Genomic DNA, 23915 nt, shown 5'->3' with positions numbered 1-23915 from the left:
GCCGCCAGAGCCTCAACACACAAAGGCATCTTTTCAGTTCTTCCAAAGCAAAGAGCGGGCCTTTTATGACACGTTCCACAATCAGCGGTATTGCATGCGGTGCAGCAGCGGGGGCCTTATGGGGCCTCTCCCTTCTCGCGCCAGAACTTATTGGCCCCTTTGCTCCGCTCCAACTCGCCTCGGTGCGGTTTGTCACATATGGGGTGATTGCCCTGTTCTTGCTGGCCCCACGCTTAAAGACGCTCCTCCCCCATCTTGGCAAAGCGGAGTGGCTCGGGCTGCTGGGCCTTAGCCTGATGGGCAATATCATTTATTATAGCCTGCTCAGCACAGCCGTGCAGCTTTGCGGGGTGGCGATGCCGTCCCTTATTGTCGGCTTCATCCCTGTAACAGTTACAGTCGTAGGGGCCTTGCGAGCGGATTCCGCCTTGCATATTCGCCAGCTTATCCCCTCTATGCTGCTCAGTGCGGGGGGGATTATCTGCATTGCGTGGCAGAACTTCCATAACGCCTCTCCTCAGCATCATAATAGTTTATGGCTTCAGCTTGGCGGGTTGCTTATGGCAACAGCGGCATTGCTAAGCTGGACAGGCTTTGTTGTTAAAAACGCTAATTGGCTCAAACGCATTGCCCCGCTCTCCCATAATGATTGGAACCTCCTCACCGGTCTCGTCACTGGCGGGCTAGCGTTGCTGATGCTCCCACTTGCCTTCCTTCTGCCCCATCATCTGCCAGTGGCAGGCTGGGGGCGTTTCTTCCTCATTGCGTGTGGGATGGGCTTATTGGCCTCCATTGTCGCCAATGCGTTTTGGAACAATATGACACGCTTGCTGCCCCTCACCATGGTAGGGCAGATGATCCTTTTTGAGACACTCTTTTCCCTCTTTTACGGCTTCCTCTGGGAGCAGCGTTTCCCCACCTTGTTGGAGGGCTGTGCCATTATTCTGGCCATTAGTGGGGTCATCTCCTGCGTGCGTGCCCATGGCCCTGCTAAACATGGGTAAATCACACCACCCCTCTTGACGCAGAAGACCCGTTACGACAACACAGGCCCAACTCACATATTAACAACATAACAACGAGCCTGCATGACACGGTCCATTCTCATTGGCACCGCCTATGGTGCCATGGCAGGAGCCTTCTGGGGTATTACCTTCCTTGCCCCGGAGCTTGTCGCTCCCTTCACGCCCTTCCAACTGGCAACATTACGTTATCTAACCTTCGGGATCGTCTCCCTGCTCATCCTGCTCCCACGGCTGGGTAAGCTGCTCCCTCACATTAACGGGGCGGCATTTCGGGCTCTTGTGCTGCTCGCGATACTCGGCAGCGTAGGCTATTACAGCATGATGGGTGTCGCCATTCAGCTTAGTGGCGTGGCAATGCCCTCTCTCATCATCGGCTTTATCCCTGTAACGGTAACATTAGCCGGTATCTGCCGCCATAATGCTGTAGTCACACTCCGCCAGCTTATCCCCTCCATCCTGCTCAGCACGGCGGGCATCCTCTGCATCTCATGGCAGAACTTCTTCATCGGCTCCGCCTTGCATCATACCGGCCCCCTCCTTCAAGCTGTCGGCTTGCTCATGGCTATTGGCTCCCTGCTAGGTTGGACGCTGTTTAATGTCATTAATTCCGACTGGCTGAAAAAACTTGAGCATATTACGAGTGATGAATGGAACTTACTGACCGGCGTGGTCGCTGGGGCACTCTCGCTCCTCATCCTTCTGCCTGCGGCCTTCTTCTGGCCTGCTCATTTACCGACAACAGGTTGGGTGCGCTTCTTCCTCATTTCCTGCGGTGTAGGGTTGTTCTCCTCCACCATTGCCAATGCGTTCTGGAACCGCATGACCCATCTGCTCCCCCTCACCATGGTAGGGCAGATGATTCTTTTTGAGACATTATTCTCGCTCATCTATGGCTTCTTATGGGAGCAACGCCTGCCCACCCTGTGGGAGGCGGCGGCCTTCCTACTCTCTGTCAGCGGGGTTCTGGCATGCGTCCGGGCCCATAAAAACAACGAAGCGTCCCACTCCTACCACTGATAAACACACCCCCGCCCGCTATGAACGGACGGGGATGTAAAAATGCCTATAAAGGGCAAAGTTCTCAGCCTAAATGGGCCTTAACAAGGCCGCTGGCCCGGCCCGCATCCAAAGCCGCGCCGAAACGGCTTTTCAACACGCCCATAACCTTGCCCATATCCTTCATGCTTTGAGCATCTGTTGCCTTCACGGCCTCAACAATCGCAGCTTTGAGGGCATCTTCTGACAATTCAGCAGGGAGGTAAGAGCGAATCGTCTCAATTTCGGCTTCCTCCTTTGCGGCAAGTTCTGGGCGGTTGCCCTGATGATACATCGCTGCGGACTCCGTGCGTGTCTTAATCATAGAGCGCAACGCCAGAAGAATATCATCCTCGCTCACCTCGCCGCTTTTGGCACGAGCAGCAACATCGAGGTCCTTAATCTTGGCAGAAATGGCCCGAATCTGCGCCACACGCTCAGACTGGCCAGCCTTCATCGCGGCTTTGAGATCATCCATGATACGGGTACGAAGTGTCATGATGGTCCTCTCTTAATTATGAGTTTCTAATCACCCAAAAGGGGTGTTAACTGGTATCAGTCTCGCTCTCTCCTGTCGATAAGAGCCATTTTGAAAGGCTTAGAGCCACATATGGGAAAAAACTTCCCAATATCACAGTCGCCACCTCCTCATCTCCGTAATGGGAAAAAACTTCCCATTACGCTCCAACTCGCTTATGATAATGTCATAACGCGCAAGGCATGTGCCGGAGTATCAACGCATGAACATCGATTCACTCATCACAAAAGCGGGCGGTGCGGCTGAAATTGCCCAGCTTACAGGTGTCACGACCGAGGCCGTGCGCAAATGGCGGCAAGCTGGTATGGTACCCACCAAGCATTGGCCTGCCCTGCTCCATGTGCCGGGGATCACCCTAGCCGACCTAAATGAGACCTCCGAGGAGACATCCGCCATGACCCATCCGACTGATGATACACCTCCAAAAGGGGCAACAGCCGTCCTCGTACTAGCAGATGGCTCCCATTTCTGGGGCCGTGGCTTTGGGGCTTTTAATGAGGGTGCCGTGGGGGAACTCTGCTTCTCCACCGGGATGACGGGGTATCAAGAAACATTGACGGACCCCTCCTTTGCCGGTCAAATCATCACCTTCACCTTCCCTCATATTGGTAATGTCGGCACGAATGGGGATGATGATGAAGCTCCTACCATGGCAGCCCTCGGCCTTGTGGTAAAGGAAGATGTTACCGCTCCGGCAAATTGGCGGTCCACTCAAGCGTTACAAGAGTGGTTAAAAGCCCATAAGCGCGCTGGCATTAGTGGGGTCGATACACGCGGTATTACACGGCTATTGCGGGATAAGGGGCCACAAAATGCCCTGCTCTTTTACCCAAAAGATGGCCAATTTGACCTCGCCTCTCTCCGCAAAAAAGCCGCAGAATGGCCCGGCTTGGAGGGGATGGACCTTGTAAAGGAAGTCGCCCAACCCGCACGCAGCTGGACGAAAACCACATGGCACAATACCCGGCCAGAACGCGCCGTAAAACGCCGTGTCGTGGCTCTGGATTACGGCGCGAAGGATAACATCCTCCGCAGCCTCGTAGCCGCTGGCTGTGAGGTGCATGTCCTCCCCGGCACGGCCACGGGTGAGGAAATCCTGGCCTTAAAACCTGAAGGCGTCTTTCTCTCCAATGGTCCGGCAGACCCCGCCGCTACGGCTGTTTATGCTGTCCCGGCCATCCAAGCGGTGATGGAAGCTGATATTCCTGTCTTTGGGATTTGCTTAGGCCATCAGCTCCTCGCCCGCGCTTTGGGCGGGACGACTTATAAGCTAGAGCGTGGCCATCGTGGGGCTAATCAACCAGTTAAGGACCTCACAACGGGCCGGGTAGAAATCACCAGCCAGAATCACGGCTTCGCTGTGGATGAGAAATCCCTACCCGATACAGTGAAGGTGACGCATGTCAGCTTGTTTGATGGCTCTAATGAAGGGCTAGCCTCCACTGTGAAGGAAGCCTTCTCCGTCCAATATCACCCAGAGGCCAGCCCCGGCCCGACTGATAGTTTTTACCTCTTTGAGCGGTTTGTCGCTGTGATGGACCGCCGCGCCGCAGCCCGCACAACCAGCAAGGCAGGAGCCTGAACCATGCCCAAACGCACAGATATCCGCTCCATCCTCATCATTGGTGCTGGTCCGATTGTCATCGGGCAGGCTTGTGAGTTCGACTATTCCGGCGCGCAGGCCTGTAAGGCCCTCAAGGAGGAAGGCTATCGCGTCATCCTGCTAAACTCCAACCCCGCCACCATCATGACCGACCCCGGCTTGGCCGATGCGACTTACATCGAGCCTATCACGCCAGAGTTTGTTGAGCGCATCATCCTCAAAGAAAAGCCCGATGCCATCCTCCCCACTATGGGCGGCCAAACGGCCCTCAATGCGGCGATGGCGTTGGATAAATCCGGCTTCCTTACCAAGCATAAGGTGGAGCTGATTGGTGCGCGGGCTGATGTGATTGACCGTGCTGAGGATCGCCTAAAGTTCCGTGAGGCCATGGATGCTATCGGGGTGGAAAGCCCCCGCAGTGCCATTGCCCACACGCTGGATGAGGCTCGTACGGCTCTGGAGCATATCGGCTTACCGGCCATCATTCGCCCCTCCTTCACCATGGGCGGCTCTGGCGGCGGGATTGCCTATAATCGTGAGGAATTCTCCCAAATTGTCGCGAGCGGTTTGGACGCCTCCCCTACCACTGAGGTGCTGATTGAAGAATCCGTCATCGGGTGGAAAGAATATGAGATGGAGGTCGTCCGTGACGTAGCCGATAACTGCATCATCGTCTGCTCCATCGAGAATATCGACCCGATGGGCGTCCATACGGGGGATTCCATCACCGTTGCCCCAGCTATGACGCTGACGGATAAAGAATATCAACGCATGCGTGATGTCTCCATCGCCTGCTTGCGGGCCATTGGGGTGGAGACGGGTGGCTCTAATGTGCAGTTCGGCGTGAACCCAAAAGATGGCCGCATGGTCGTCATTGAGATGAACCCCCGTGTATCGCGCTCCTCTGCTCTGGCTTCTAAAGCCACCGGCTTCCCGATTGCTAAAATCGCAGCCAAACTTGCCGTTGGCTATACGCTTGATGAGTTAACAAACGACATCACCGGCACCATCCCCGCCAGCTTCGAGCCGACCATCGATTATGTCGTCACGAAGATTCCGCGCTTCACCTTCGAGAAGTTCCCCAGCACGCCAGCCCTACTCTCCACCTCTATGAAGTCCGTTGGGGAAGCCATGGCTGTGGGCCGTAGCTTTGCAGAATCCCTCCAAAAAGGTCTGCGCTCTATGGAGACAGGCCTAACAGGTCTCGACCCTGTGGAAGCCCCCGGTGATGGCTCTCCAGATGCTTACCGCGCTGCTCTCTCCGAGCCGCGGCCGGAGCGCATCCTCATGGCAGCGCAGGCCTTCCGGGCTGGGCTTTCATTAGAGGATATTCAAAAGGCATGCCATTTTGAGCCATGGTTCCTCCGCCAGCTAGAAGCCATCATCGCAACGGAACGTGACATCGAAGCAAACGGCTTGCCACAAGAGGCCATCGCCCTACGGCAGGTCAAAGCGCAAGGCTTCTCCGACCGGCAACTTGCACGCCTCAGCGGCAAAAGCGTAGAGGATGTTACCGCCCTGCGCAGCAAGCTCGGCGTGTTGCCCGTTTATCGGCGGATTGACACCTGCGCAGCGGAGTTCTCCTCCGATACGCCTTATCTATACTCCACCTATGAAGGCGGCTTCGGCACGCCAGAATGCGAAAGCCGCCCGACTGACAAAACGAAGATTGTCATCCTCGGTGGTGGCCCCAACCGTATTGGGCAGGGTATTGAGTTCGACTATTGCTGCGTCCATGCCGCTTACGCCCTGCGGGAAGCTGGCTTTGAGACCATCATGGTCAACTGCAACCCGGAGACTGTCTCCACCGATTACGATACGTCCGACCGCCTCTATTTCGAGCCGCTGACGGCTGAAGATGTCATCAGCCTTGTAAAAACGGAAATGACGAACGGCACCGTTCTGGGCTGCATCGTGCAATATGGGGGGCAGACCCCCCTTAAACTCTCCCGCGCGTTGGAGAAAGCCGGCATCACCCTCCTCGGTACTCCCGCAGATGCGATTGACCGGGCCGAGGACCGGGAACGCTTCCAAGCTATGCTCCGCAAGCTGGGCCTACGCCAGCCGCGCAACGGCATCGCCCGCAATCCTGATGAAGCTTTGAAGATTGCTGAGGAGGTCGGCTATCCCGTCGTGGCGCGTCCATCTTATGTATTAGGTGGCCGTGCGATGGAGATTGTTTATGACAAGGCAGGCCTCTCCCATTATCTCAACACCGTGCTACGCGCTGCGGGCGAGGAGGTCGCTACGGGGCCCGTCCTGTTAGACCATTACCTCAATGACGCCATCGAAGCTGATGTGGACTGCATTGCCGATGGGCAAGATGTTTATGTCGCCGGGGTGATGGAGCATATTGAGGAAGCCGGGATTCATTCCGGTGATTCTGCCTGCTCATTGCCGCCCTATACCCTCTCCCCCGCTCTCGTCACCGAGTTGCGGGAACAAACTGAAGCCATGGCGCGCGAGCTCGGCATCCGTGGGCTGATGAATGTGCAATTCGCCATCAAGGATGATGAAGTCTTTGTGCTAGAGGTCAATCCGCGCGCCTCCCGTACTGTGCCCTTCGTGGCTAAGGCCACAGGTGTGCCTGTCGCTAAGATTGGTGCGCGCATCATGGCTGGGGCAAAATTAGCCGACTTCCCGCTTGAGGGCCGCTCCGTCGCCCCGCATGTTGCGGTGAAAGAAGCTGTGTTCCCCTTCAGCCGCTTCTCTGGGGTTGATACCATCCTTGGGCCAGAGATGCGCTCTACGGGGGAGGTCATGGGGCTGGATGCTAACTTCGAGATGGCCTTTGCTAAAGCACAGCTTGCCGCTGGGGTAAATCTCCCACGGGAGGGGGCGGTGTTCCTCTCCGTACGGGAGAGTGATAAAGCCCATGTGCAGCCGCTTGCGCGTAAATTGGTGGAGATGGGCTTTACCATCCTTGCCACACGCGGCACGGCAGACCGCTTAAAAGAGGCTGGTATCCCCGTTACACAGGTTAATAAAGTGTTGGAGGGCCGCCCTCATTGTGTGGATGCCATCCACTCTAACGAGGTGCAGATGGTCATCAATACCGCACAAGGTGGGCAATCCGTGCGCGATAGCTTCGACATCCGCCGCTCGGCTTTGACGATGAACATCCCCCACTACACCACCATCGCGGGGGCGCGAGCAGCAACCTATGCTATTTCCGTCCTAAAACAGAAGGAAGCTGATGTAGCCCCGCTGCAATCTTACTTCCATAGCAGCTTTTAATCGCAAGAGAAGGCTTGCAGCACGCCCGCCCTGCTGTTTATCCTACCTCTTACAGCGTACACCGCCCCTTTCCTCCCGCGTGATGGAAGGGGCGGTGTGCCATTCATTGTAAATTGACCCTAATGTGAGGATACCCTCCGTGCAGAAAAGCCCTATGACCGCCCAAGGATTAAAACGCCTTGAGGATGAATTACGCCAATTAAAATCTGAAGAACGCCCCGCTGTCATTCGTGCCATTGCTGAGGCTCGCTCTCATGGCGACCTCTCCGAAAATGCCGAGTATCATGCCGCGCGCGAGCGTCAATCCTTTATCGAAGGCCGGGTGTTGGAGCTAGAGAGCCTCATCTCCACCGCAGAAGTGATCGACCCATCCACCCTCTCTGGTGACCGCATCCAGTTCGGTGCCACAGTAGAGCTTGTGGATGAGGAAACCGACCAAGAAAAAACCTATCAAATTGTCGGTGCTCACGAAGCTGACATTAAGCAGAACCGTATTTCTATCTCCTCCCCCCTTGCCAAAGCCCTCATTGGGAAGGAAGTTGGGGAGAGCGTCTCCGTCCCCGCACCGGGGGGTGACCGCACTTACGAAGTTTTGAAAGTGACGTATAAATAATGCCGGACTCTGCTTCTCATCCCAGCCTCAGCTTTACTGACGTCCAAGACGCCCAAAAGCGCATTGCCAGCACCATTGCTCGTACCCCCACCATTAGCAATGTGGCACTCTCCCGGCTGACAGAAGCAGAGATTATTATCAAGCTAGAGAACCTCCAAGCCATTGGCTCCTTTAAAGAGCGCGGGGCCGCAAACCGCATGGCCCTCCTCACCCAGGAAGAGCGCAAGCACGGGGTTATCACCGTCTCGGCGGGTAATCATGCTCAGGGTGTGGGGCGGCAAGCCAGCTTGCTTGGCATCCAAGCGACCATTGTGATGCCGCGCTTCACCCCTGCCACAAAAGTCGCCGCCACAAAAAGTTGGGGCGCACGCGTTGTATTAGCCGGTGATAATTTTGATGAAGCCGTACAAACGGCAGAAAAAATTCGCCACGAAGAAGGCCAAACGCTCGTCCATCCCTTCAATGACCCTGCCGTCATCGCAGGGCAAGGCACCTGCGCTTTGGAGATGATTGAGGACGCCCCTCCGCTTGATGCTATTGTCGTGCCTATTGGTGGTGGTGGCCTCATGGCAGGCTTTGTCACCGTACTCAAGCAACTCAGCCCCAACACCAAGCTTTATGGCGTACAGGTAGAGGGATATTCCCCCCTTGGGGCCTACCCTGCCCCACTACGCTCTGTTCCCGGTGGCCCGACCATTGCAGAAGGGATCGCTGTTGTGCAGCCAGGCAACCATTGTTTGGATGTCATCGGCAAACATATTGATGGCGTATTTGTTGTTAATGAGCTCCAAGTAGAAGGGGCCATCACCACCCTTGCCGAAAAAGCCCGCCAAGTGGGCGAAGGGGCTGGCGCGGCTCCCCTCGCTGCGATTTTAGCCCATCATGACCTCTTTAAAGGCAAGCGGGTCGGCTTCCCCATCTCTGGTGGGAACATCAATGCCCGTATTCTTGCCCATGTCATCCTCCGCTCCCTCCTGCGGGAAGGGCGCATCCTGCGGCTTATCTTCCAAATTCCCGACCGCCCCGGCCTCCTTGCCGCTATCTCCGAGAAGATTGGCAGCTATGGCGGCAACATCATTGAGGTCTCCCACCATCGCCTCTTTGCTGCCCCTTCTGTGCAGACAGCGGAACTCGTTGTGATGATTGAAGCCCGGGATACAGAACATGCTCTCGAGATTGAGCGTGAACTCTCCCGCCATTATCATGTGGAGCGGGATTAACCCCTTCCCCACACGCATTTTATAACACGGGATTCCTTATTGCGCTTCTGGCACAAAATGTAGGGCTAAGCCGTTTGTGCAATAACGTAATCCCGTTGGTTGGGGGCCATCGGGAAAAACATGGCCGAGATGACCATGACAGCCCGTGCAATAAATCTCGACCCGCTGCATCCCTAGGCTAAAATCGCTTCGTTCCCCCACGGCACCAGGTTCTGCGTGGAAGAAGGAGGGCCAACCAGAGCCGCTCTCATATTTTGTGTTCGCGTTAAATAGCCGAGCCCCACAGGCGGCACATTCATAATGTCCGGGGCGTTTTTCATCATTCAACGGGCTGGAGCCGGGAGGCTCGGTGCCGCGCTCATGCAAAATATGCTTCTGCGCCTCACTTAACGGGCCACAACCACAATGATGAGCCGAAGTCTTGTTATGCTCTTTCATAATCTCATTCCCCCATACTCTGGACAGACCAACCCGCCTCCACCAGATTAGAGCTACCTGCTCCATAATCACCGGCATGATGTCATAACGCATTCTTACTTTTACAAGCCCTATGATAAACTCCGCAGAGCTATGCTTTTAAAATACATCTCCCGTTTCTGGCTGGTTGGCTTCGCGGCAATCATAATGTGCTGTCCCTTCCATGCAGCCGCCTCCAAGGCAGTGCGGGCCTCCACCAGCGCGATACAAACTAAACGCCAAGCTTTGCAGCAGCTTCTTGCCCGTAAGGCACGCCTCCTCCAACAAGAGGAGGACAATACCCGCAAAGCCGAAACCCAAGCGCATTTAACAGCCCGTCAACTGGCCCAACTCCGCCAAAAACAAGCTCTCCTAGCCCATCAACATGCCCGTGTGGAGGCTCGTTTAGCAGCCCTCTCGCAACAGCTGGCTCAACTCACATCGGGAGAGACGCATATCCAAGCCCAAGAACATGCCATTTTAGCCGATGAAGCCACACGCCTGCCCGCATTACGGCAGCTTGATACAACGCCCGAACTCGCTTTGCTTATGCCTACAGATGGCCCAGCAGATAACCCCGCCCTCCCTTTCGCGCTTCTCACGCTGCGTCAACAGCAAAACCAAGAGGCCATGACCCATGCCCTCCAACAAGAAGCGCAACTTCATGACCAACAAAAAACATTAACCACCCAAAGCCGCACCATGGCCGTGCAGGAAGGCCGCCTCCAAACCCGCCAAACTCTGGCAGAAAATCGCACCCAACATGCTGAAAAACTTTCAGAGCAAGCCCAACAAGCTCTCCTGCGCCAACAAGCCCTCCTCACACAAGCACGCCAAAGTACGGAGGCCCTTACAGCCATCATCACAAAATTAGCCCAACAAGAGGCCAACACACGCCGCCGTTTAAAAGCGGAGAAACAGCATTTCCATAAGCTGCATCAACATCATAAAGAACAAATGGTGGATGAACAAACCCGCACCCTATCCAACCCCGGTAAAGGCTTGCAGCACGGGGCCGCTCATGCCCCTGTTCAAGGCCGCATCGTCACCCAATGGGCCCAACCAACCGAGGCTGGCCCTGCAACAGGCTTAACCTATCAAACTGCCCCCTCTGCCCCAGTTATAGCCCCCTGCACAGGGCAGATGCTCTTTACAGGGGCGTTCCGCTCCTTTGGGCCAATGGTGATTTTAGATTGTGGGCAAAAACAACGGCTTGTCCTCGCAGGGTTAGGGACAATCGCCCTCCATACAGGGCAGGCCGTACAGCAAGGTGCGCTTATTGGGCATATGCCTACACAACATCCTTTGTTATTTGTCCAACTCCGCCATGGGACGAAGCTCATCAACCCAGCAGCGTTTTTCTAAAGACGGTAACCCTCCTGTAACGGAAGCCCCTCTTGGGAGTTTCACCATAACGCAAAACACTGTAAGGTTATTAACACTCTCTTCGGGCGTAGCACCCTTACACTGCGACGTCCCAACATGATGGTTACGTTACGACTTAAAAGGAATAGACCGACCATGAACTTCCGTGCTGGCCTTATGCTAGGTCTTGCCTGTTCGACAATAGGTGTTGCCTCTGGCGTGTTTCTTGCCAGCCGTCCAGCCCTACTTCCCCCTGCATGGGCGGAAGATAGTGCCCATAAAGACGCCTCCAACGCCGCGAGTAACAGCGATTCCAACAATGCTGAGACAGTCCGTATGCTGACCTTACTCGGCACGGTGATGGATATTGCTCATTCCGAATATGTCACCCCTTTGCCGAATAAGAAGCTCATCCGCAATGCCATTGATGGGATGATTAGCAACCTCGACCCTCACTCCTCCTACATGGATGCACAGCAGCTTAAAGACATGCAGGATGAGATGTCCGGTCAATTTGGCGGCCTCGGCTTGCAAGTCCAAGGGGATGCGGGGCATGTACGCGTTGTCTCCCCCATTGATGATACACCTGCAGCACGGGCGGGGATTCAATCAGGCGATGTTATCACCATGGTGGATAATAAAAGCATTGCCGACCTCACTTTAGACCAAGCCGTCCGCAAGATGCGCGGTAAACCAGGGACGCAAATTATCCTCACCATCTTGCGCCCCAAAACGGGCAAAGTGCAGACCATCACCCTTAAGCGAGAGATTATTCATGTCCAGATTGTCCGCTCTGCTCTTTATGGGCGCGTGGGCTATATCCGCTTGAGTGAGTTTGATGATGATGCGGAAAAAGAGCTCCATAAAGCCTATGTAAAGCTCGTACAATCCGTTGCTAAAACACCCGGTAAAACACTAAGCGGGCTGATTTTAGACCTCCGCTCCGACCCTGGTGGGAAGCTCGACCAAGCCATTGCCGTCTCCCGCGATTTTGTGAAAGATGGGGAGATTGTCTCCATCCGTGGCCGCCATCCAGAGGGGAACCAGCATTGGGATGGTGTGGGTAAAGATATTACCCACGGCTTGCCGATTATCGTCCTCACCAATGCAGGCTCGGCCTCAGCCAGTGAGATTGTCTCTGGGGCGTTAAAAGACCATCATCGTGGGATGATCATGGGGGAGCGCACCTTTGGGAAGGGCTCCGTCCAAACCATCATCCCTATTGCCGACCAAGGGGCCATCCGCCTGACAACAGCGCGTTATTACACACCCTCTGGCCGCTCGATTCAGGGGTTGGGCATTACGCCAGATATCCCCGTTTTAGCCAGCCGGGATGATGATACGCTATTCACCTTCCATGAGGCAGACCTCGCCCATACCATCACCAACACAGATGGCAAATTACCCAAAGAGACCCCCCGTACGGACCTCCCCGCCCTTGCGAAGACAGTCGAACGACTGCCCCCCGCAAAATGGCCGAGTTTTGACCCCACAAAACCAGAGACGGACTTCCAGCTTCAGCAAGCCCTACATCTCCTCAATGCGATGGCTGGCGGGGCCGATGCCGCCCATGAGGCTAGCTTGCTAGCCCACCCGCAAGTGCCTGCTCAAGCGCATGAGGCCACACCAACGGCTAAAAATGACGCTGCCAAACCGGGGAAAGAGCATCATGATTAACAGAGACGCCCTCGCTTATCGGCCTAATGTCGGCATTGTCCTTTTTAACGATAAGGGCGAGATTTTTATGGGCCGTCGCGCTGACCTTGCGGAGGGGATTTGGCAATTCCCCCAAGGGGGGATTGATGAAGGGGAAAGCCCCGAGACAGCCGTTTGGCGCGAAATGAAAGAGGAAATCGGCACGAATAAGGCCGTTATGCTTGGCAAACGGGATGGTTGGCTCCTCTACGACCTTCCCGACCATCTCATCGGTAAAGCCCTTGGCGGGCAATATCGAGGGCAAAAGCAGCAATGGTTCCTATTCCGCTTTACCGGGCAAGACAGCGACATCAAGCTTGATACATTTGATGAGGTCGAGTTCACCACATGGCGATGGGTGCCCCCGCAGGATATTCTAAGCGGCCAGTATAATTTGGGCTTTAAAAAAGAGGTTTATGAGCGTCTCTTACCCGATGTACTTGCCCTTTATCAGGCATCTTCTAACATTTGAGCCTTCACAAGCCGGGCATAAAGTCCGGCTTTAGCCATAAGCTGGGTATGTGTTCCTTGCTCTATGATGCGGCCTTGGTCCATCACCACGATAAGATCCGCCGTTTGCACGGTAGAGAGACGATGAGCCACCATCACCGTTGTGCGCCCCTGCCGAAGCTGAGCTAAAGCGTGTTGCACGCGGGCCTCATTCTCGGAATCCAGCGCGCTTGTGGCTTCATCCAGCAAAAGCAAGCGCGGATTACGCAGCAAAGCCCGTGCCAGCATGATACGTTGCCGCTGCCCACCAGAGAGCCTCAACCCACCGGGGCCGATGACCGTCTCTAACCCTTGGGGAAGCTGGTGCACAAAATCCAACGCGTCTATTTGGCAAAGCGCATCAAGCTCCGCTTTTGTGGCAGACGGGCGGCCGATATGGATGTTCTCCCGCACACTCATATCAAATAAGGATGTCTCTTGGCTGACATAGCCCACATGGTCCCGCAAGCTAGCCAAAGTTAAGCCGCGTATATCCACACCCTCTAGGGTGATAGCCCCTTCTGTGACATCAAATAACCGCGGGATAAGGGCCAACATGGTGGACTTCCCCCCCCCGCTTGGCCCTACAAGAGCTACGCTTTGACCCGGTTGAATCTCTAACGTGATATGCTGCACCCCGTAATGACCATCAGCATAACGATAGGCTACATCTTTAAAAATGAGATGCCCCGGCCCCTCTGGTAACATACGCGCATGGGGGGCATCGCTTATCTTGATAGGCTCATCTAACACGGCAAAAATACGCCCTAACCCCGCTAGTCCCTCCTGCATGGAGGTATTGAGCGACCCTAATGCCCGCAAAGGGCGAGACGCAGCGAATAACGCCGCGATAAAGGCTGTAAAATCGCCCAAACTGGCCCCACCCATAGCCGCACGCCAGCCCGCAAAACCCAGCACGAAGGCAATCGCTACCCCGCCAATAACCTCCAACATCGGGTCCAGACGCGCCCGATAACACGCAATATGCAGGAATGTATCATGCAGCCGGTCCAAGGCTTTGCCGATACGGCGATGCTCATGCCCCTCCATCCGATAAATACGGATTTGCCGCGCCAGAGAGAGGCTCTCTGTCAAAAGGGCAGCAGCATCCCCCACTTGCTCTTGCATCCCCCCAGAGGCACGCCGCACGCGCCGGCCTAATTTCTGCACCGGGATAATCGCCAGCGGATAGAGGATAACAGCGATAACGCTCAACTCCCAATCCGTCCAAATCATCGAGGCAACAAGCCCGATGATGGTCACCACATCCCCCAACGCGTTGACCGAGCGTGTTAAGGCTTCCCGCATGGCCAAAGCATCTGTTGTAAAACGTGCTGCCCAACGGGCGGGGGCGTCTTGCTCTATCTGTGCAATATCGGCCCCCAGAACATGGGTAAACATCCGCTCCTGCAACCGCCGCACAATCTGCAACACTAATGTTTGCACACATACATTCTGCCCATATTGGGCAAGAGCCTTCGCCCCCGTAACCACAACCACCAAAAGAGGGATTTGGTAGAGAATACGGCGATCATGCGCGGTGAACATGTCAATCGCCTTTTTGATGACGAGCGGATAAGCCGCTGTCAGCAAGGCCATAGCAAGGGTCAACACCAACACCGCTAAAAGCTGGAGTTTATTATGAGCAATATCCTCCCGCCATAATCGCCGCATGAGAGAGAGGCTGGCCTCGCGTGCTTTAGGGTCAGGCTGTTTGGCGGTGGGATGTGTCATTCCCCCGTCTTAGCAGGCTCTTTAACAAGGGGGAAGTTGCGCCAAAAGCCACGCCCGACAAGCCGCCCCATCTGCTCGGCAGCCTTGCTCCAACCACCATTGTTGCACGCGCTTTAACCACCGCCCCATCTCCGGCCCCGGCTTTACACCTAGAGCCATCATATCCCGCCCTGCGAGGGGGAAAACCGGTTGGGCCATCTCTGCCAGACGATGGCGCAACATGCTCCATTCAGCATCAGGGCGGCCTAATTGGCGGGCCTGTATCAGCCAGCTGCGCCCTAACAAAATAGGCAACTCTTGTACAAACCGCACCCGCCTTAGCGCATCATCATCCATTGTGACCGCTAAAGACGGCTCTGGCCGTGCAAAAGCGGCTAAAAGGGCGCGATTATCATTAGAGAGCTTTAAATGCGCCCCAATATCATCAAAACCCTGCCCATCACCCCCACCGGGGGGATACAACACAGCTAAGCGGTGCAATGGCTCGGCCGGGTCCTTGCACGCTAATAACCGCTCTAAAGCCGAAAGCGGCGCATGATGAGGCAATAAAACAGCAAGGCTGCCTGTTTGTTCCATTAACTTCATCGTGCGCAAGAGCTGTGGCCCTGCAAGAATCTTCAATAATTCCATCGCCACACGCTCGATAGAAAGACGGGTCATCCTCTCCCTAAGCTGCGTGATGGCCTGGCAGGCTTCCTCATCTGGCGTGCCTTGCCCATAACGCGCAAAAAAGCGGAAGAAGCGTAAGCACCGTAGAGCATCTTCCTCAATACGTTGTGCTGCCCGCCCTACAAAACGCACCCGCCCCGCGCGTAAATCCTCTTCCCCGCCGAAATAATCGTAAAGCCTGCCTTCTTGGTCCAACGATAACGCATTGATGGTAAAGTCACGCCGTTGGGCATCCTCTTGCCAATCATCCGTCCATGCCACAACAGCATGACGGCCATCCGTGCTGACATCCCGCCGCAAGGTGGTCACCTCATAAGGCCGGTGATTTATCACCGCTGTGATGGTCCCATGCTCCAACCCTGTGGGAATGACCTTCGCCCCAGCCGCCTCTAGCCTCTGTTGCGCCTCCTCTGGCGGTAAAGGGCTGGCGAGGTCGAGGTCATGCACATTATGACCGCACAGCACATCCCGCACACAGCCCCCCACAAGCCGTGTTTGTGGTATAGCCGCCCAAATACGCTCTAACCCCTCATAACCGGGAAGTTTTTCAACAGCCTCTTTTAGGGACGTACTCACCCACATACCCCCTCAGCCTCGGCACATCCTTCCTCCGGCAAGCGTGAGAGGGGGAAGAACATGCCCCGGCTCCACACCCCTAAGCACGGCTCCCCCGCTACACAACCAGGTACGGCAAGTGCAGCAAGCTCGAACAACACAGCCCGGCTAATACGCGCCATGATAGGCTGCCCGCCTGTCCCTGCACGCATATGAATATAGGGAACGGTCGCTACATCTGCGGGGCGGTCCCACTCACACAGCAAAGGATGATCCTCTCCTATACAAAAGACCTCATCCAAATTTGTCCGTAAGCAAAGCGTTTGGTCACGTTGGGAGCAGCCCTTAAAATCCAACTCCACCGCGAGGAAGGGAACATCCTCCACCCCAATGATTCCGGCTTCAGTTGGTGTTTGGAGCCAATAGCGACCTTGCTGGTCACGATCCAAACAAGAAGCAAACAAGCATAACATAGCCTTACGGCGAATAGGCGTCCCCCGATATAACCACGTTCCATCGCGCTGAATATGAAAGGGCAAATGCGGCAGAGCAGCCTCGTCATCACATAATGCAACGTCATCTAGCCCTATGGGAGAGGGGGCTAAGGTCTCATAAGGCTCGATGCTCATAACATCCTCGCTACTTTCCTGCGATGGTCCGTTTTAAAGGAACCATTTACATGATAGCTTGGGCTATCCACCCCAAAGTTGGGGATGAACTTGGCCTGTTAAAACCCCCTAGCCTGCGTTTCTAAAACAGAATCATGACTCAACATTCCTCCTCGGCACCCCAGCCTGCCTCTCAAGAAGACCTCTCCCATCATGAAGACACTATGCGCCATTTTGATGCTCTCTCCCCCCGGCTAAAAGCCCTACAGCAAGAAATTGGCCGAATCGTCCTCGGGCAGGAGACCGTCATCGACCATGTCCTCACAACCCTTTTAGGGGCAGGTCATGCCTTGTTATTGGGGGCACCGGGCCTTGGGAAAACACTGCTTGTCACCACTTGTGCGCGGGTTATGGGCCTTGGTGATAGCCGCATCCAATTTACGCCAGACCTCATGCCCTCAGACATCACCGGGGCTGAGATTCTTGAGCAAGATGAAAATGGGCAACGGCATTTCCGCTTCCTCCCCGGCCCGCTATTTGGCCAATTAGTCCTTGCTGATGAGATTAACCGCGCCAGCCCACGCACACAATCTGCCCTCCTCCAAGCTATGGCAGAAGGGCACGTCACCCAAGGGGGCAAGACATGGGCCTTACCAAAGCCTTTCCATGTGCTTGCTACACAAAATCCCATTGAGCAAGAAGGCACCTACCCCCTGCCAGAAGCGCAGCTCGACCGGTTTATGATGCGTATCCCCCTCACCTTCCCCACGCGGGAAGCTGAGCGTCATATGCTCCTCCAAACAACTGGCGCAACACATAAAACTGCCGAGAGTCTTTTCTCTGCCTCAGAGCTCATCACCGCTCAAAAATTGGTCCGTACCCTCCCTGTTGGAGAGACCATCCTAGACGCCATCCTCACCCTTGTGCGCAGCCTCCGCCCCCAAGATGAGACCGCCAGTAAGGAGGTCCGCCATGCGCTTGATTACGGCCCCGGCCCCCGTGCCGCACAGGCTTTGATGATTGCAACACGCGCCCGGGCTATGCTGCATGGTCGCTTAGCCCCCTCTATGGAGGACCTCCACCATGTGGCAGAGCCAAGCCTCGCCCATCGTCTTGGCATAAGCTTTACCGCCCAAACGCAGGGCATAACGGCTGAAAGCCTGATTGCCGACCAGCTAAAACGCCTCCGCTAGGCCATCATTTGGCGGTTTTGGGTACGGATATGGCCTCATCATTCTTCCAGCGTTTATTTAAGCCCGCTCAGGCGCAAGACGCACCGGCTCAACCGCCGGCCTTGCCGGAGCTGATAATCGCCGCACAAGCCCTCGCACAAAGCCTGCGTAGTGGCCCACATGGCAACCGCCGCGCAGGAGATGGGCATGAGTTTTGGCAGTTCCGCCCCCATCAACCCAACGAGCCTGCTTCCCTCATCGACTGGAAGCAATCTGCCCGCTCCCCTTCGCCAGACCTCCTATGGGTTCGCGAGCAAGAGCAACATGCCCCGCGCCCGCTTTTCCTATGGGTGGATTCTTCAGCCTCCATGCGCTGGCAATCAACCAAAACACTCCCCAGCAAATATAACACAGCCCTTACCGATGCCCTCGCCCTCGGCCAAGCGGCCCTCTTAGGGGGGGAGGATGTTGGTATCCTCGGCTTAAAATCCCACTTTAACGGGCGGCAAGCTTTACCAAGACTGGCCCATAACCTCATAAATCATGCACCGCATAATCCTGCCGATACCATGCAGACATTCCCCTCCTTTGCGGGCCTGCCCCCCCATGCACCACTGCTCTTGGTGAGTGATTTTTTATGGGATAATGCCATGATGGACCAATGCCTCACCGCTTTAGCTACCCATCCCGGCCCAACTGCCCTACTGGCCATCTTAGACCCACAAGAGGAACGAATCCCCTTCCACGGCTCCATCCGCTTTACCAGCTGCGAGGCAGAGCCTAACCTCACCCTCCCCGCCACTGAGAGCCTTCATGATGCGTATCAGACACGCTTGAAGGCGCATTTCGCGCAGCTTCAACAAGGCTTTGGGGGGGCACGGTCCTTCTTCCGCTTCCATATCACAAGCCAGCCTGCCCGCCCGGTCTTGGCTGAATGTCATCACTTCCTCCGGGGGCGCGCATGACCCTTCTCTCCCCCTATCTTCTGCTCTTTTTGCTCATTCTACCGGGGGTATGGTGGCTCGTCCGGGCTATCCCTCCCCAACCGCGTGAGCAACGCTTCCCCTCCCTGATTCTGCTGCGTCAATTAACCACAACCCGGCAGAATGCCGCTCATACGCCGCTCTGGCTGCTCTTGCTCCGCTTGGCAGCTTTGGCACTACTCATCCTTGCCTTTAGCCGCCCGCTTTATATTCCGCCGCGCTCCAGCCATGTGCCCCATAACCTCATACTCATTCTTGATAATGGCTGGGCCGCTACAACACATTGGGCAGAGCGTACAGAGCAAGCCCTCGCTTTAGGGGAAGCAACATTACGCGCTGGGGGGAGGATTACGCTCTTCCTCAGTGCACCGGAGGCTGATGGGCATATGCCAAGCCCGCTCCATCCTAGTAGCCCAGCCTCCCTTAAACAAAGCTTAGCCACCCTAAAGCCACAGCTATGGCCTAGTGACCGGCTCGCTCTGGCTCGGCAGTTACAAAACCCAGCGATGCACGACATCCTGCGTACAGCAAGCGTTATGCTTCTCTCCGATGGCTTAGCCCAACCGGGCGATGACGCCTTACGCACAGCCTTACAAGATGCGGCGTCCCGTCATGATATACGCTGGCCCCGTTGTGCGCTAACACGCCTCTCCCTCCAACATGGCACCCCCACCACAATCCTCGCCGAAACTTTACCCAGCTGCCCGCCACAAATGCTCCATTTAATGGGCATGAAGCTCACCCCCAACGGGCATTTTGCCCTCCAAGCCAGTACGCTTATCCCCACCAACACGCCTCGGCCCTTCAACACACAACTACCACATAATATAGCCTATGATGCGCTCTCTCTCCCGGCTATTGCAGGCCCGGCGGGGATGGTTCTGCTCCCCGGCACAGCCGCCCAAAGACGGGTCGGCTTATTGCATCTCAATGGGGATGACCGCCCCTTAACAGGGGGCAGCTTTTACCTAGAACATGCCCTCCACGACATCACCCCGTACCAAGAAGGGACAGTCGATAGCCTCCTCCCCCAACATCCCACCATCATCATCGCTACGGATGGGAGCCTTCCAGAAGCTTCCCTCAACGATATGCTCCATTGGGTGCGGGAGGGCGGTATCCTCATCCGCTTTGCAGGGCCAGACCTCGCTCATCAAAACCAACAAGGGATACAGGGCGATGCGGCGGCCCTCCTACCTGTGCCGCTCCTCTCTGGGATGCGTCAACTCGGCGGCCCCATGTCGTGGGGGAACCCTCAACCACTGGCACCTTTTCCCCCCAATACGCCATTTGCAGGGCTTACCATCCCGCATGATGCCACAATATCCCGCCAATTACTGGCCCAACCGACAGATGACCTCTCCCGCCATGTATGGGCCACGCTGACAGACGGCACCCCCCTCGTCACTGCCCGGCAAGAGGGCAACGGGCTGCTCATCCTCTTCCACATCACCGCGACAGCGGATTGGTCCAGCCTTCCCCTCTCTGGCCTATTCCCGCAGATGATGGAACGCCTCATCACGCGTACGCCTTTCATACAACATCATGATACAACAGCGCATAGTTCGGCCGATACTCTGGCCCCATGGCGGCTTTTAGATGCAGAGAAAACCCTCATAACACCGCCCACAACCGTCCGCCCTCTCCTCACTACGGCAGAACAAACCGCCGATGCCCTTCATCCTGTTGGCTTCTATGGTGGGGCGGCGCAACGGCACCCCCTAAATCTAGCAGACCATCAGCCCCCTCTAGCGGAAGAACCCGCCCTTGGCTCCCTCCAACAAGCAGGTCGTGCCGTGGTTGAACGCCCCTTCTGGCCGGGTTTGATGCTCCTTGCCATAGGCTTCCTCCTCCTCGATATGTTTTTATCCCTCGCCCGCGCCGGTATCCTCCGCCTTCCTCGCCGGGGAGGCACGATTCTTACCATAGGGCTTAGCCTGCTCATTGCTAGCCTCTCCCCCATAAGCCATGCCGCCCCCCCAACAGAGCAAAACGTCCCCCCGGCCGCCCTTGCCATTCGCCTTGCGCATATCCAAACAGGCGATGCCGCAACAGATGACGCCGTCCAGCAAGGGTTAGAAGGCTTAACGCGCTTTCTCAACCAACGCAGCACCACCCATTTGGATAGCCCTGTCGGGGTGGTGCCGGGGCGTGATGACCTCGCCTTTTACCCATTGCTTTACTGGCCCATCCTCCCCAGCACGCAACTTGATGAGGCGGGCCGTCAGGCCCTCAGCAACTATATTCAACATGATGGTATGATTCTAATTGATGAAATGGGTGCAGGAAGCCCCCTTGATGGGAGCGATGGCCACGCCACCCGTTCGGCCCTCAAAGCCGCAACATCTGGTTTGCCTATCCCCCCCCTCATGCCTTTGGGGGAGCAACATACACTCTCCCACACATTCTATCTTTTGCATGACTTCCCCGGACGGATTGCAGGCCAAACTGTTTATGTCGCCCGCCAAGAGGAAAATGATGAGAGTGAGAGCGTCAGCCCCGTTATTATCGGTAATGGCGATTGGGCTCATGCTTGGGCGGTGGATAGCCATGGCGAACATCCTTTTGCCGTCATTCCCGATAGTGAAACACAACGCACCTTGGCCTATCGCTTTGGCTTCAACACCATCATCTACGCGCTAACAGGCAATTATAAAAACGACCAACGCCACTATCCCGAAATGCTCAAACGCCTCAAAAATAGTGCTGATGACACAATGGAAGGCCCAACAGATGAAGGCGAGGCCCCATGATGTTCCCTCTACCATCTCTCATCTGGATGCCTGTCCTTCCCCTTTGGCTCCTTCTTACCGTAGCAGGACTCAGCATCATCATGGGGCTTTATGGCCTCATCCGCCATGCTCGTGGTCTATTATGGCGCGCTGGGGCTATCATCATCGGCCTTTTATGGTTGGCTAACCCACAGCAAACGCACCCACATAAACAAATCCAACCCCAAGATGCCCTCCTTGTGGTGGACCTCTCCCCCTCTATGGAGGTTGGGACGCGCCGTGCCCTCATTGAGCGCGCCCGCAGCCAGCTGCTCGCACAAGGGCAGGCCCTCCATGGGTTAACACTCCATCAAATTGATGTTGCAGGCGGCAATGGGCAAGGCACACGCTTATTTGAGGCCATAGACCGTGCCACCCTGACCCTCAACAACCCTGCTGGTATCCTCCTCCTTACCGATGGGATGGATCATGATGTCCCCGCTCAACTGCCTTCATCGCTCAAAACCATTACAGGCCAAACCATCCCGCTCCATCTCCTCCTTGCTGCAAAGGGGGAGGAAACAGACCGCCGCCTACGTATCTTGAGCGCACCGCCTTATGTCATCATTGGTCAGACAGCGCATATCAGTGTGCAGGTCGATGACCTTGGAACAATGGCTGGGCAAGCGGTTGATATTTTGGAGCATGGTGATGACGGGCGAACCACCGTCCTCGCGCATACACAAAGCGGCCAAGCGGTGGATATTGCTATCCCCATCACCCATGCGGGCCTGACTTTAAAAGAACTCACAGCCTCCCCATTGGCGGGGGAAGCCTCCCTACGCAATAACAGCACCGTGCTACGCTTGCAGGGCGTGCGGGACCGGCTGCGTGTTCTGCTTGTATCAGGCGTGCCTAACCAAGGCGCACGGGTATGGCGGAGCTTGCTAAAAGCCGACCCTTCGGTGGATTTGGTCCATTTTACCATTCTCCGCTCCCCCGATACAGCCGATGATACCCCCCTCTCTGACCTTGCCTTAATCCCCTTTCCCACCCATGAGCTGTTTTCCCAAAAGATCAACAGTTTTGACCTCATCATCTTAGATGGCTTTAGCAATCAAAATATCCTACCCGAGAGCTATCTTGAGAATATCGCCCATTATGTTCGCCAAGGGGGAGGGCTACTCGTTGTCGGTGGGCCTGAAATGACGCAGGCCGGCACATTGCAAGATACCCCAGTAGGGGCTGTCCTGCCTGCCCATATCCCTTCAGAAAATGGCCTTATCCTCCAACCTTTCTCCCCTAAACGGACTGCTCTTGGCCTGTCTCACCCCGTCACAAGGGCCTTACCCACACACGGCCCCTGGGGGGACGCATGGGGCCCGTGGTACCGCGCTTTACGCACTGACCAAACACAAGGCCGCACGCTCTTAGCCACACCAAGCGGTGCGCCTTTGCTCGTCTTGGACCAGAGCGATAAAGGCCGCGTGGCGATGCTGCTTTCGGACCAAATATGGCTCTGGTCCCGTGGGGAAAAAGGCGGCGGCCCGCAAGCAGAGCTCCTCCGCCGCCTCTCCCATTGGCTGATGAAAGAGCCAGAATTGGAAGAAAACCAGCTTGAAGCCCATATAAGCCAAGGTCGGATCTTCATCCAACGTACCAGTCTAGATGTACTCCATAATGCCCAAGCCGAGATTATTAGCCCCGATGGCAGTCATAGCCTTATCACACTCACCCCAACAGCAGAGCAGAGCGGCTTATGGGCTGGCTCCATCGCTATCCCTCCTACGGCCAAACAAACAGGACAAATCTGGACCATCCATCAAGGGGCGCTCAACACCACCGTGGCCCTAACAGAGCCCAACCCGCTAGAGGACCAAGACCTCCGCAGTACCGCGACCTTACTTACCCCTCTTGTTCGTCAATCTGGTGGGGGGATTATCTGGCTAGGGCGTGAGGGGGTACCAACACTCCGTCAAGTCGCTGAGACAGGGCCATTTCATGGTTCAGGCTGGGTAGGGCTGCCGCTACATCAAATCCAGCTCTCTACCGAGACAACAACAACCCCCTACCTACCCTCTTGGCTCCTCCTTGTAGCCATTCTTACCTTGGTAGGAATAAGCTGGTGGCGTGAAGGACGGTAGAAAAAACGCACCCTCTATGATATGCCCATCATCTATGAAATTGACAAGGCGCGGTAGGGCTTG

The 23915-nt window shown here is 55.8% G+C and carries 18 protein-coding genes; 13 read left to right on the top strand and 5 right to left on the bottom strand.

Going from position 1 to position 23915, the window contains the following annotated elements; genetic code table 11:
• Positions 1-65 precede the first annotated feature (65 nt).
• Together NQF89_RS07310 and NQF89_RS07305 are read left to right on the top strand one after the other, a co-directional pair.
• The gene (locus NQF89_RS07310) at positions 66-1004 is read left to right on the top strand and encodes a DMT family transporter (RefSeq protein WP_155579529.1); all 939 of its coding nucleotides are present in this window, start codon (positions 66-68) and stop codon (positions 1002-1004) included.
• Between the two features lie 84 nt (positions 1005-1088).
• Complete coding sequence (locus tag NQF89_RS07305; RefSeq protein ID WP_155573607.1) at positions 1089-2042, top strand: DMT family transporter; 954 nt, start codon at positions 1089-1091, stop codon at positions 2040-2042.
• 64 nt (positions 2043-2106) lie between these two features.
• Here the strand turns inward: NQF89_RS07305 and NQF89_RS07300 are convergent, their stop codons facing one another.
• Complete coding sequence (locus tag NQF89_RS07300) at positions 2107-2559, bottom strand: GatB/YqeY domain-containing protein (protein WP_099026792.1); 453 nt, start codon at positions 2557-2559, stop codon at positions 2107-2109.
• A 241-nt stretch (positions 2560-2800) separates the two neighbouring features.
• On the opposite strand from NQF89_RS07300, the gene carA reads away from it, so the two are divergent.
• From carA to NQF89_RS07280, 4 genes are all read left to right on the top strand, one after another.
• Positions 2801-4180 carry a glutamine-hydrolyzing carbamoyl-phosphate synthase small subunit gene (gene carA / locus NQF89_RS07295; RefSeq protein ID WP_099026793.1) on the top strand — a complete coding sequence of 460 codons (1380 nt, stop codon included), beginning with the start codon at positions 2801-2803 and terminating at the stop codon, positions 4178-4180.
• A 3-nt stretch (positions 4181-4183) separates the two neighbouring features.
• Entirely contained in the window at positions 4184-7438 is a 3255-nt protein-coding gene (gene carB, locus NQF89_RS07290) for a carbamoyl-phosphate synthase large subunit (RefSeq protein ID WP_099026794.1), read from the top strand.
• Positions 7439-7577: 139 nt separating this feature from the next.
• Positions 7578-8051: a transcription elongation factor GreA gene (greA, locus tag NQF89_RS07285; RefSeq protein WP_099026795.1), complete on the top strand. Its 474-nt coding sequence runs from the start codon at positions 7578-7580 to the stop codon at positions 8049-8051.
• Positions 8051-9271 carry a threonine ammonia-lyase gene (locus NQF89_RS07280; protein ID WP_266137867.1) on the top strand — a complete coding sequence of 407 codons (1221 nt, stop codon included), beginning with the start codon at positions 8051-8053 and terminating at the stop codon, positions 9269-9271. The genes greA and NQF89_RS07280 overlap by 1 nt, the downstream gene beginning before the upstream one ends.
• 36 nt (positions 9272-9307) lie before the next feature.
• Here NQF89_RS07280 and msrB read toward each other — a convergent pair whose 3' ends face one another.
• A complete protein-coding gene (gene msrB / locus NQF89_RS07275) occupies positions 9308-9709 on the bottom strand; it encodes a peptide-methionine (R)-S-oxide reductase MsrB (protein WP_266137866.1) in 402 nt (133 codons plus the stop codon).
• A 132-nt stretch (positions 9710-9841) separates the two neighbouring features.
• On the opposite strand from msrB, the gene NQF89_RS07270 reads away from it, so the two are divergent.
• The 3 genes from NQF89_RS07270 to NQF89_RS07260 all read left to right on the top strand — a co-directional run bounded on the left by NQF89_RS07270 (position 9842) and on the right by NQF89_RS07260 (position 13259).
• Positions 9842-11092: a murein hydrolase activator EnvC family protein gene (locus NQF89_RS07270; RefSeq protein WP_266137865.1), complete on the top strand. Its 1251-nt coding sequence runs from the start codon at positions 9842-9844 to the stop codon at positions 11090-11092.
• A gap of 156 nt (positions 11093-11248) precedes the next feature.
• Positions 11249-12769 (top strand): S41 family peptidase, encoded by a 1521-nt coding sequence (locus NQF89_RS07265; RefSeq protein ID WP_266137864.1) that lies wholly within the window; start codon positions 11249-11251, stop codon positions 12767-12769.
• Entirely contained in the window at positions 12762-13259 is a 498-nt protein-coding gene (locus NQF89_RS07260) for an RNA pyrophosphohydrolase (RefSeq protein WP_266106960.1), read from the top strand. Before NQF89_RS07265 ends, NQF89_RS07260 begins: the two co-directional genes overlap by 8 nt.
• Here the strand turns inward: NQF89_RS07260 and NQF89_RS07255 are convergent.
• Genes NQF89_RS07255 through NQF89_RS07245 form a run of 3 tightly spaced genes read right to left on the bottom strand, consistent with a single transcriptional unit; the run spans position 13238 to position 16863 of the window.
• Positions 13238-15010, bottom strand: a complete 1773-nt coding sequence (locus tag NQF89_RS07255; protein ID WP_266137863.1) for an ABC transporter ATP-binding protein — start codon at positions 15008-15010, stop codon at positions 13238-13240. The two genes, NQF89_RS07260 and NQF89_RS07255, sit on opposite strands and share 22 nt — an antisense overlap.
• Positions 15011-15031: 21 nt before the next feature.
• The gene (locus NQF89_RS07250) at positions 15032-16261 is read right to left on the bottom strand and encodes a CCA tRNA nucleotidyltransferase (RefSeq protein WP_155579537.1); all 1230 of its coding nucleotides are present in this window, start codon (positions 16259-16261) and stop codon (positions 15032-15034) included.
• On the bottom strand, positions 16252-16863 hold the full coding sequence (locus NQF89_RS07245) for a DUF1285 domain-containing protein (protein WP_155579538.1): 612 nt from the start codon (positions 16861-16863) through the stop codon (positions 16252-16254). The genes NQF89_RS07250 and NQF89_RS07245 overlap by 10 nt, the downstream gene beginning before the upstream one ends.
• A 134-nt stretch (positions 16864-16997) precedes the next feature.
• Between NQF89_RS07245 and NQF89_RS07240 the strand changes: the two genes are divergently transcribed.
• The 4 genes from NQF89_RS07240 to NQF89_RS07225 are packed head-to-tail and all read left to right on the top strand — an operon-like array spanning position 16998 to position 23852.
• Positions 16998-18035: an AAA family ATPase gene (locus tag NQF89_RS07240; RefSeq protein ID WP_407652359.1), complete on the top strand. Its 1038-nt coding sequence runs from the start codon at positions 16998-17000 to the stop codon at positions 18033-18035.
• Between the two features lie 29 nt (positions 18036-18064).
• Entirely contained in the window at positions 18065-18979 is a 915-nt protein-coding gene (locus tag NQF89_RS07235) for a DUF58 domain-containing protein (protein ID WP_266137862.1), read from the top strand.
• Positions 18976-21750 carry a DUF4159 domain-containing protein gene (locus tag NQF89_RS07230; protein WP_266137861.1) on the top strand — a complete coding sequence of 925 codons (2775 nt, stop codon included), beginning with the start codon at positions 18976-18978 and terminating at the stop codon, positions 21748-21750. Before NQF89_RS07235 ends, NQF89_RS07230 begins: the two co-directional genes overlap by 4 nt.
• Positions 21747-23852, top strand: coding sequence for a glutamine amidotransferase (locus NQF89_RS07225; protein WP_266137860.1), 2106 nt, complete (start codon positions 21747-21749; stop codon positions 23850-23852). Before NQF89_RS07230 ends, NQF89_RS07225 begins: the two co-directional genes overlap by 4 nt.
• Positions 23853-23915: the final 63 nt, after the last annotated feature.

This window comes from Bombella pollinis, from assembly GCF_026385485.1.
Classification (GTDB): Bacteria; Pseudomonadota; Alphaproteobacteria; order Acetobacterales; family Acetobacteraceae; genus Bombella; species Bombella pollinis.
The sequence above is the reverse complement of the archived record's forward strand: the minus strand, read 5'-3'. Positions and strand labels throughout refer to the sequence as shown.

What these genes read in the sequence shown, in the direction of transcription:
- NQF89_RS07310 (WP_155579529.1), top strand. Translation starts at nt 66, where the DNA reads ATGACACGTTCCACAATCAGCGGTATTGCATGCGGTGCAGCAGCGGGG.
- NQF89_RS07305 (WP_155573607.1), top strand. Translation starts at nt 1,089, where the DNA reads ATGACACGGTCCATTCTCATTGGCACCGCCTATGGTGCCATGGCAGGA.
- NQF89_RS07300 (WP_099026792.1), bottom strand. Translation starts at nt 2,559, where the DNA reads ATGACACTTCGTACCCGTATCATGGATGATCTCAAAGCCGCGATGAAG.
- carA (WP_099026793.1), top strand. Translation starts at nt 2,801, where the DNA reads ATGAACATCGATTCACTCATCACAAAAGCGGGCGGTGCGGCTGAAATT.
- carB (WP_099026794.1), top strand. Translation starts at nt 4,184, where the DNA reads ATGCCCAAACGCACAGATATCCGCTCCATCCTCATCATTGGTGCTGGT.
- NQF89_RS07280 (WP_266137867.1), top strand. Translation starts at nt 8,051, where the DNA reads ATGCCGGACTCTGCTTCTCATCCCAGCCTCAGCTTTACTGACGTCCAA.
- msrB (WP_266137866.1), bottom strand. Translation starts at nt 9,709, where the DNA reads ATGAAAGAGCATAACAAGACTTCGGCTCATCATTGTGGTTGTGGCCCG.
- NQF89_RS07270 (WP_266137865.1), top strand. Translation starts at nt 9,842, where the DNA reads ATGCTTTTAAAATACATCTCCCGTTTCTGGCTGGTTGGCTTCGCGGCA.
- NQF89_RS07265 (WP_266137864.1), top strand. Translation starts at nt 11,249, where the DNA reads ATGAACTTCCGTGCTGGCCTTATGCTAGGTCTTGCCTGTTCGACAATA.
- NQF89_RS07260 (WP_266106960.1), top strand. Translation starts at nt 12,762, where the DNA reads ATGATTAACAGAGACGCCCTCGCTTATCGGCCTAATGTCGGCATTGTC.
- NQF89_RS07255 (WP_266137863.1), bottom strand. Translation starts at nt 15,010, where the DNA reads ATGACACATCCCACCGCCAAACAGCCTGACCCTAAAGCACGCGAGGCC.
- NQF89_RS07250 (WP_155579537.1), bottom strand. Translation starts at nt 16,261, where the DNA reads ATGTGGGTGAGTACGTCCCTAAAAGAGGCTGTTGAAAAACTTCCCGGT.
- NQF89_RS07245 (WP_155579538.1), bottom strand. Translation starts at nt 16,863, where the DNA reads ATGAGCATCGAGCCTTATGAGACCTTAGCCCCCTCTCCCATAGGGCTA.
- NQF89_RS07240 (WP_407652359.1), top strand. Translation starts at nt 16,998, where the DNA reads ATGACTCAACATTCCTCCTCGGCACCCCAGCCTGCCTCTCAAGAAGAC.
- NQF89_RS07235 (WP_266137862.1), top strand. Translation starts at nt 18,065, where the DNA reads ATGGCCTCATCATTCTTCCAGCGTTTATTTAAGCCCGCTCAGGCGCAA.
- NQF89_RS07230 (WP_266137861.1), top strand. Translation starts at nt 18,976, where the DNA reads ATGACCCTTCTCTCCCCCTATCTTCTGCTCTTTTTGCTCATTCTACCG.
- NQF89_RS07225 (WP_266137860.1), top strand. Translation starts at nt 21,747, where the DNA reads ATGATGTTCCCTCTACCATCTCTCATCTGGATGCCTGTCCTTCCCCTT.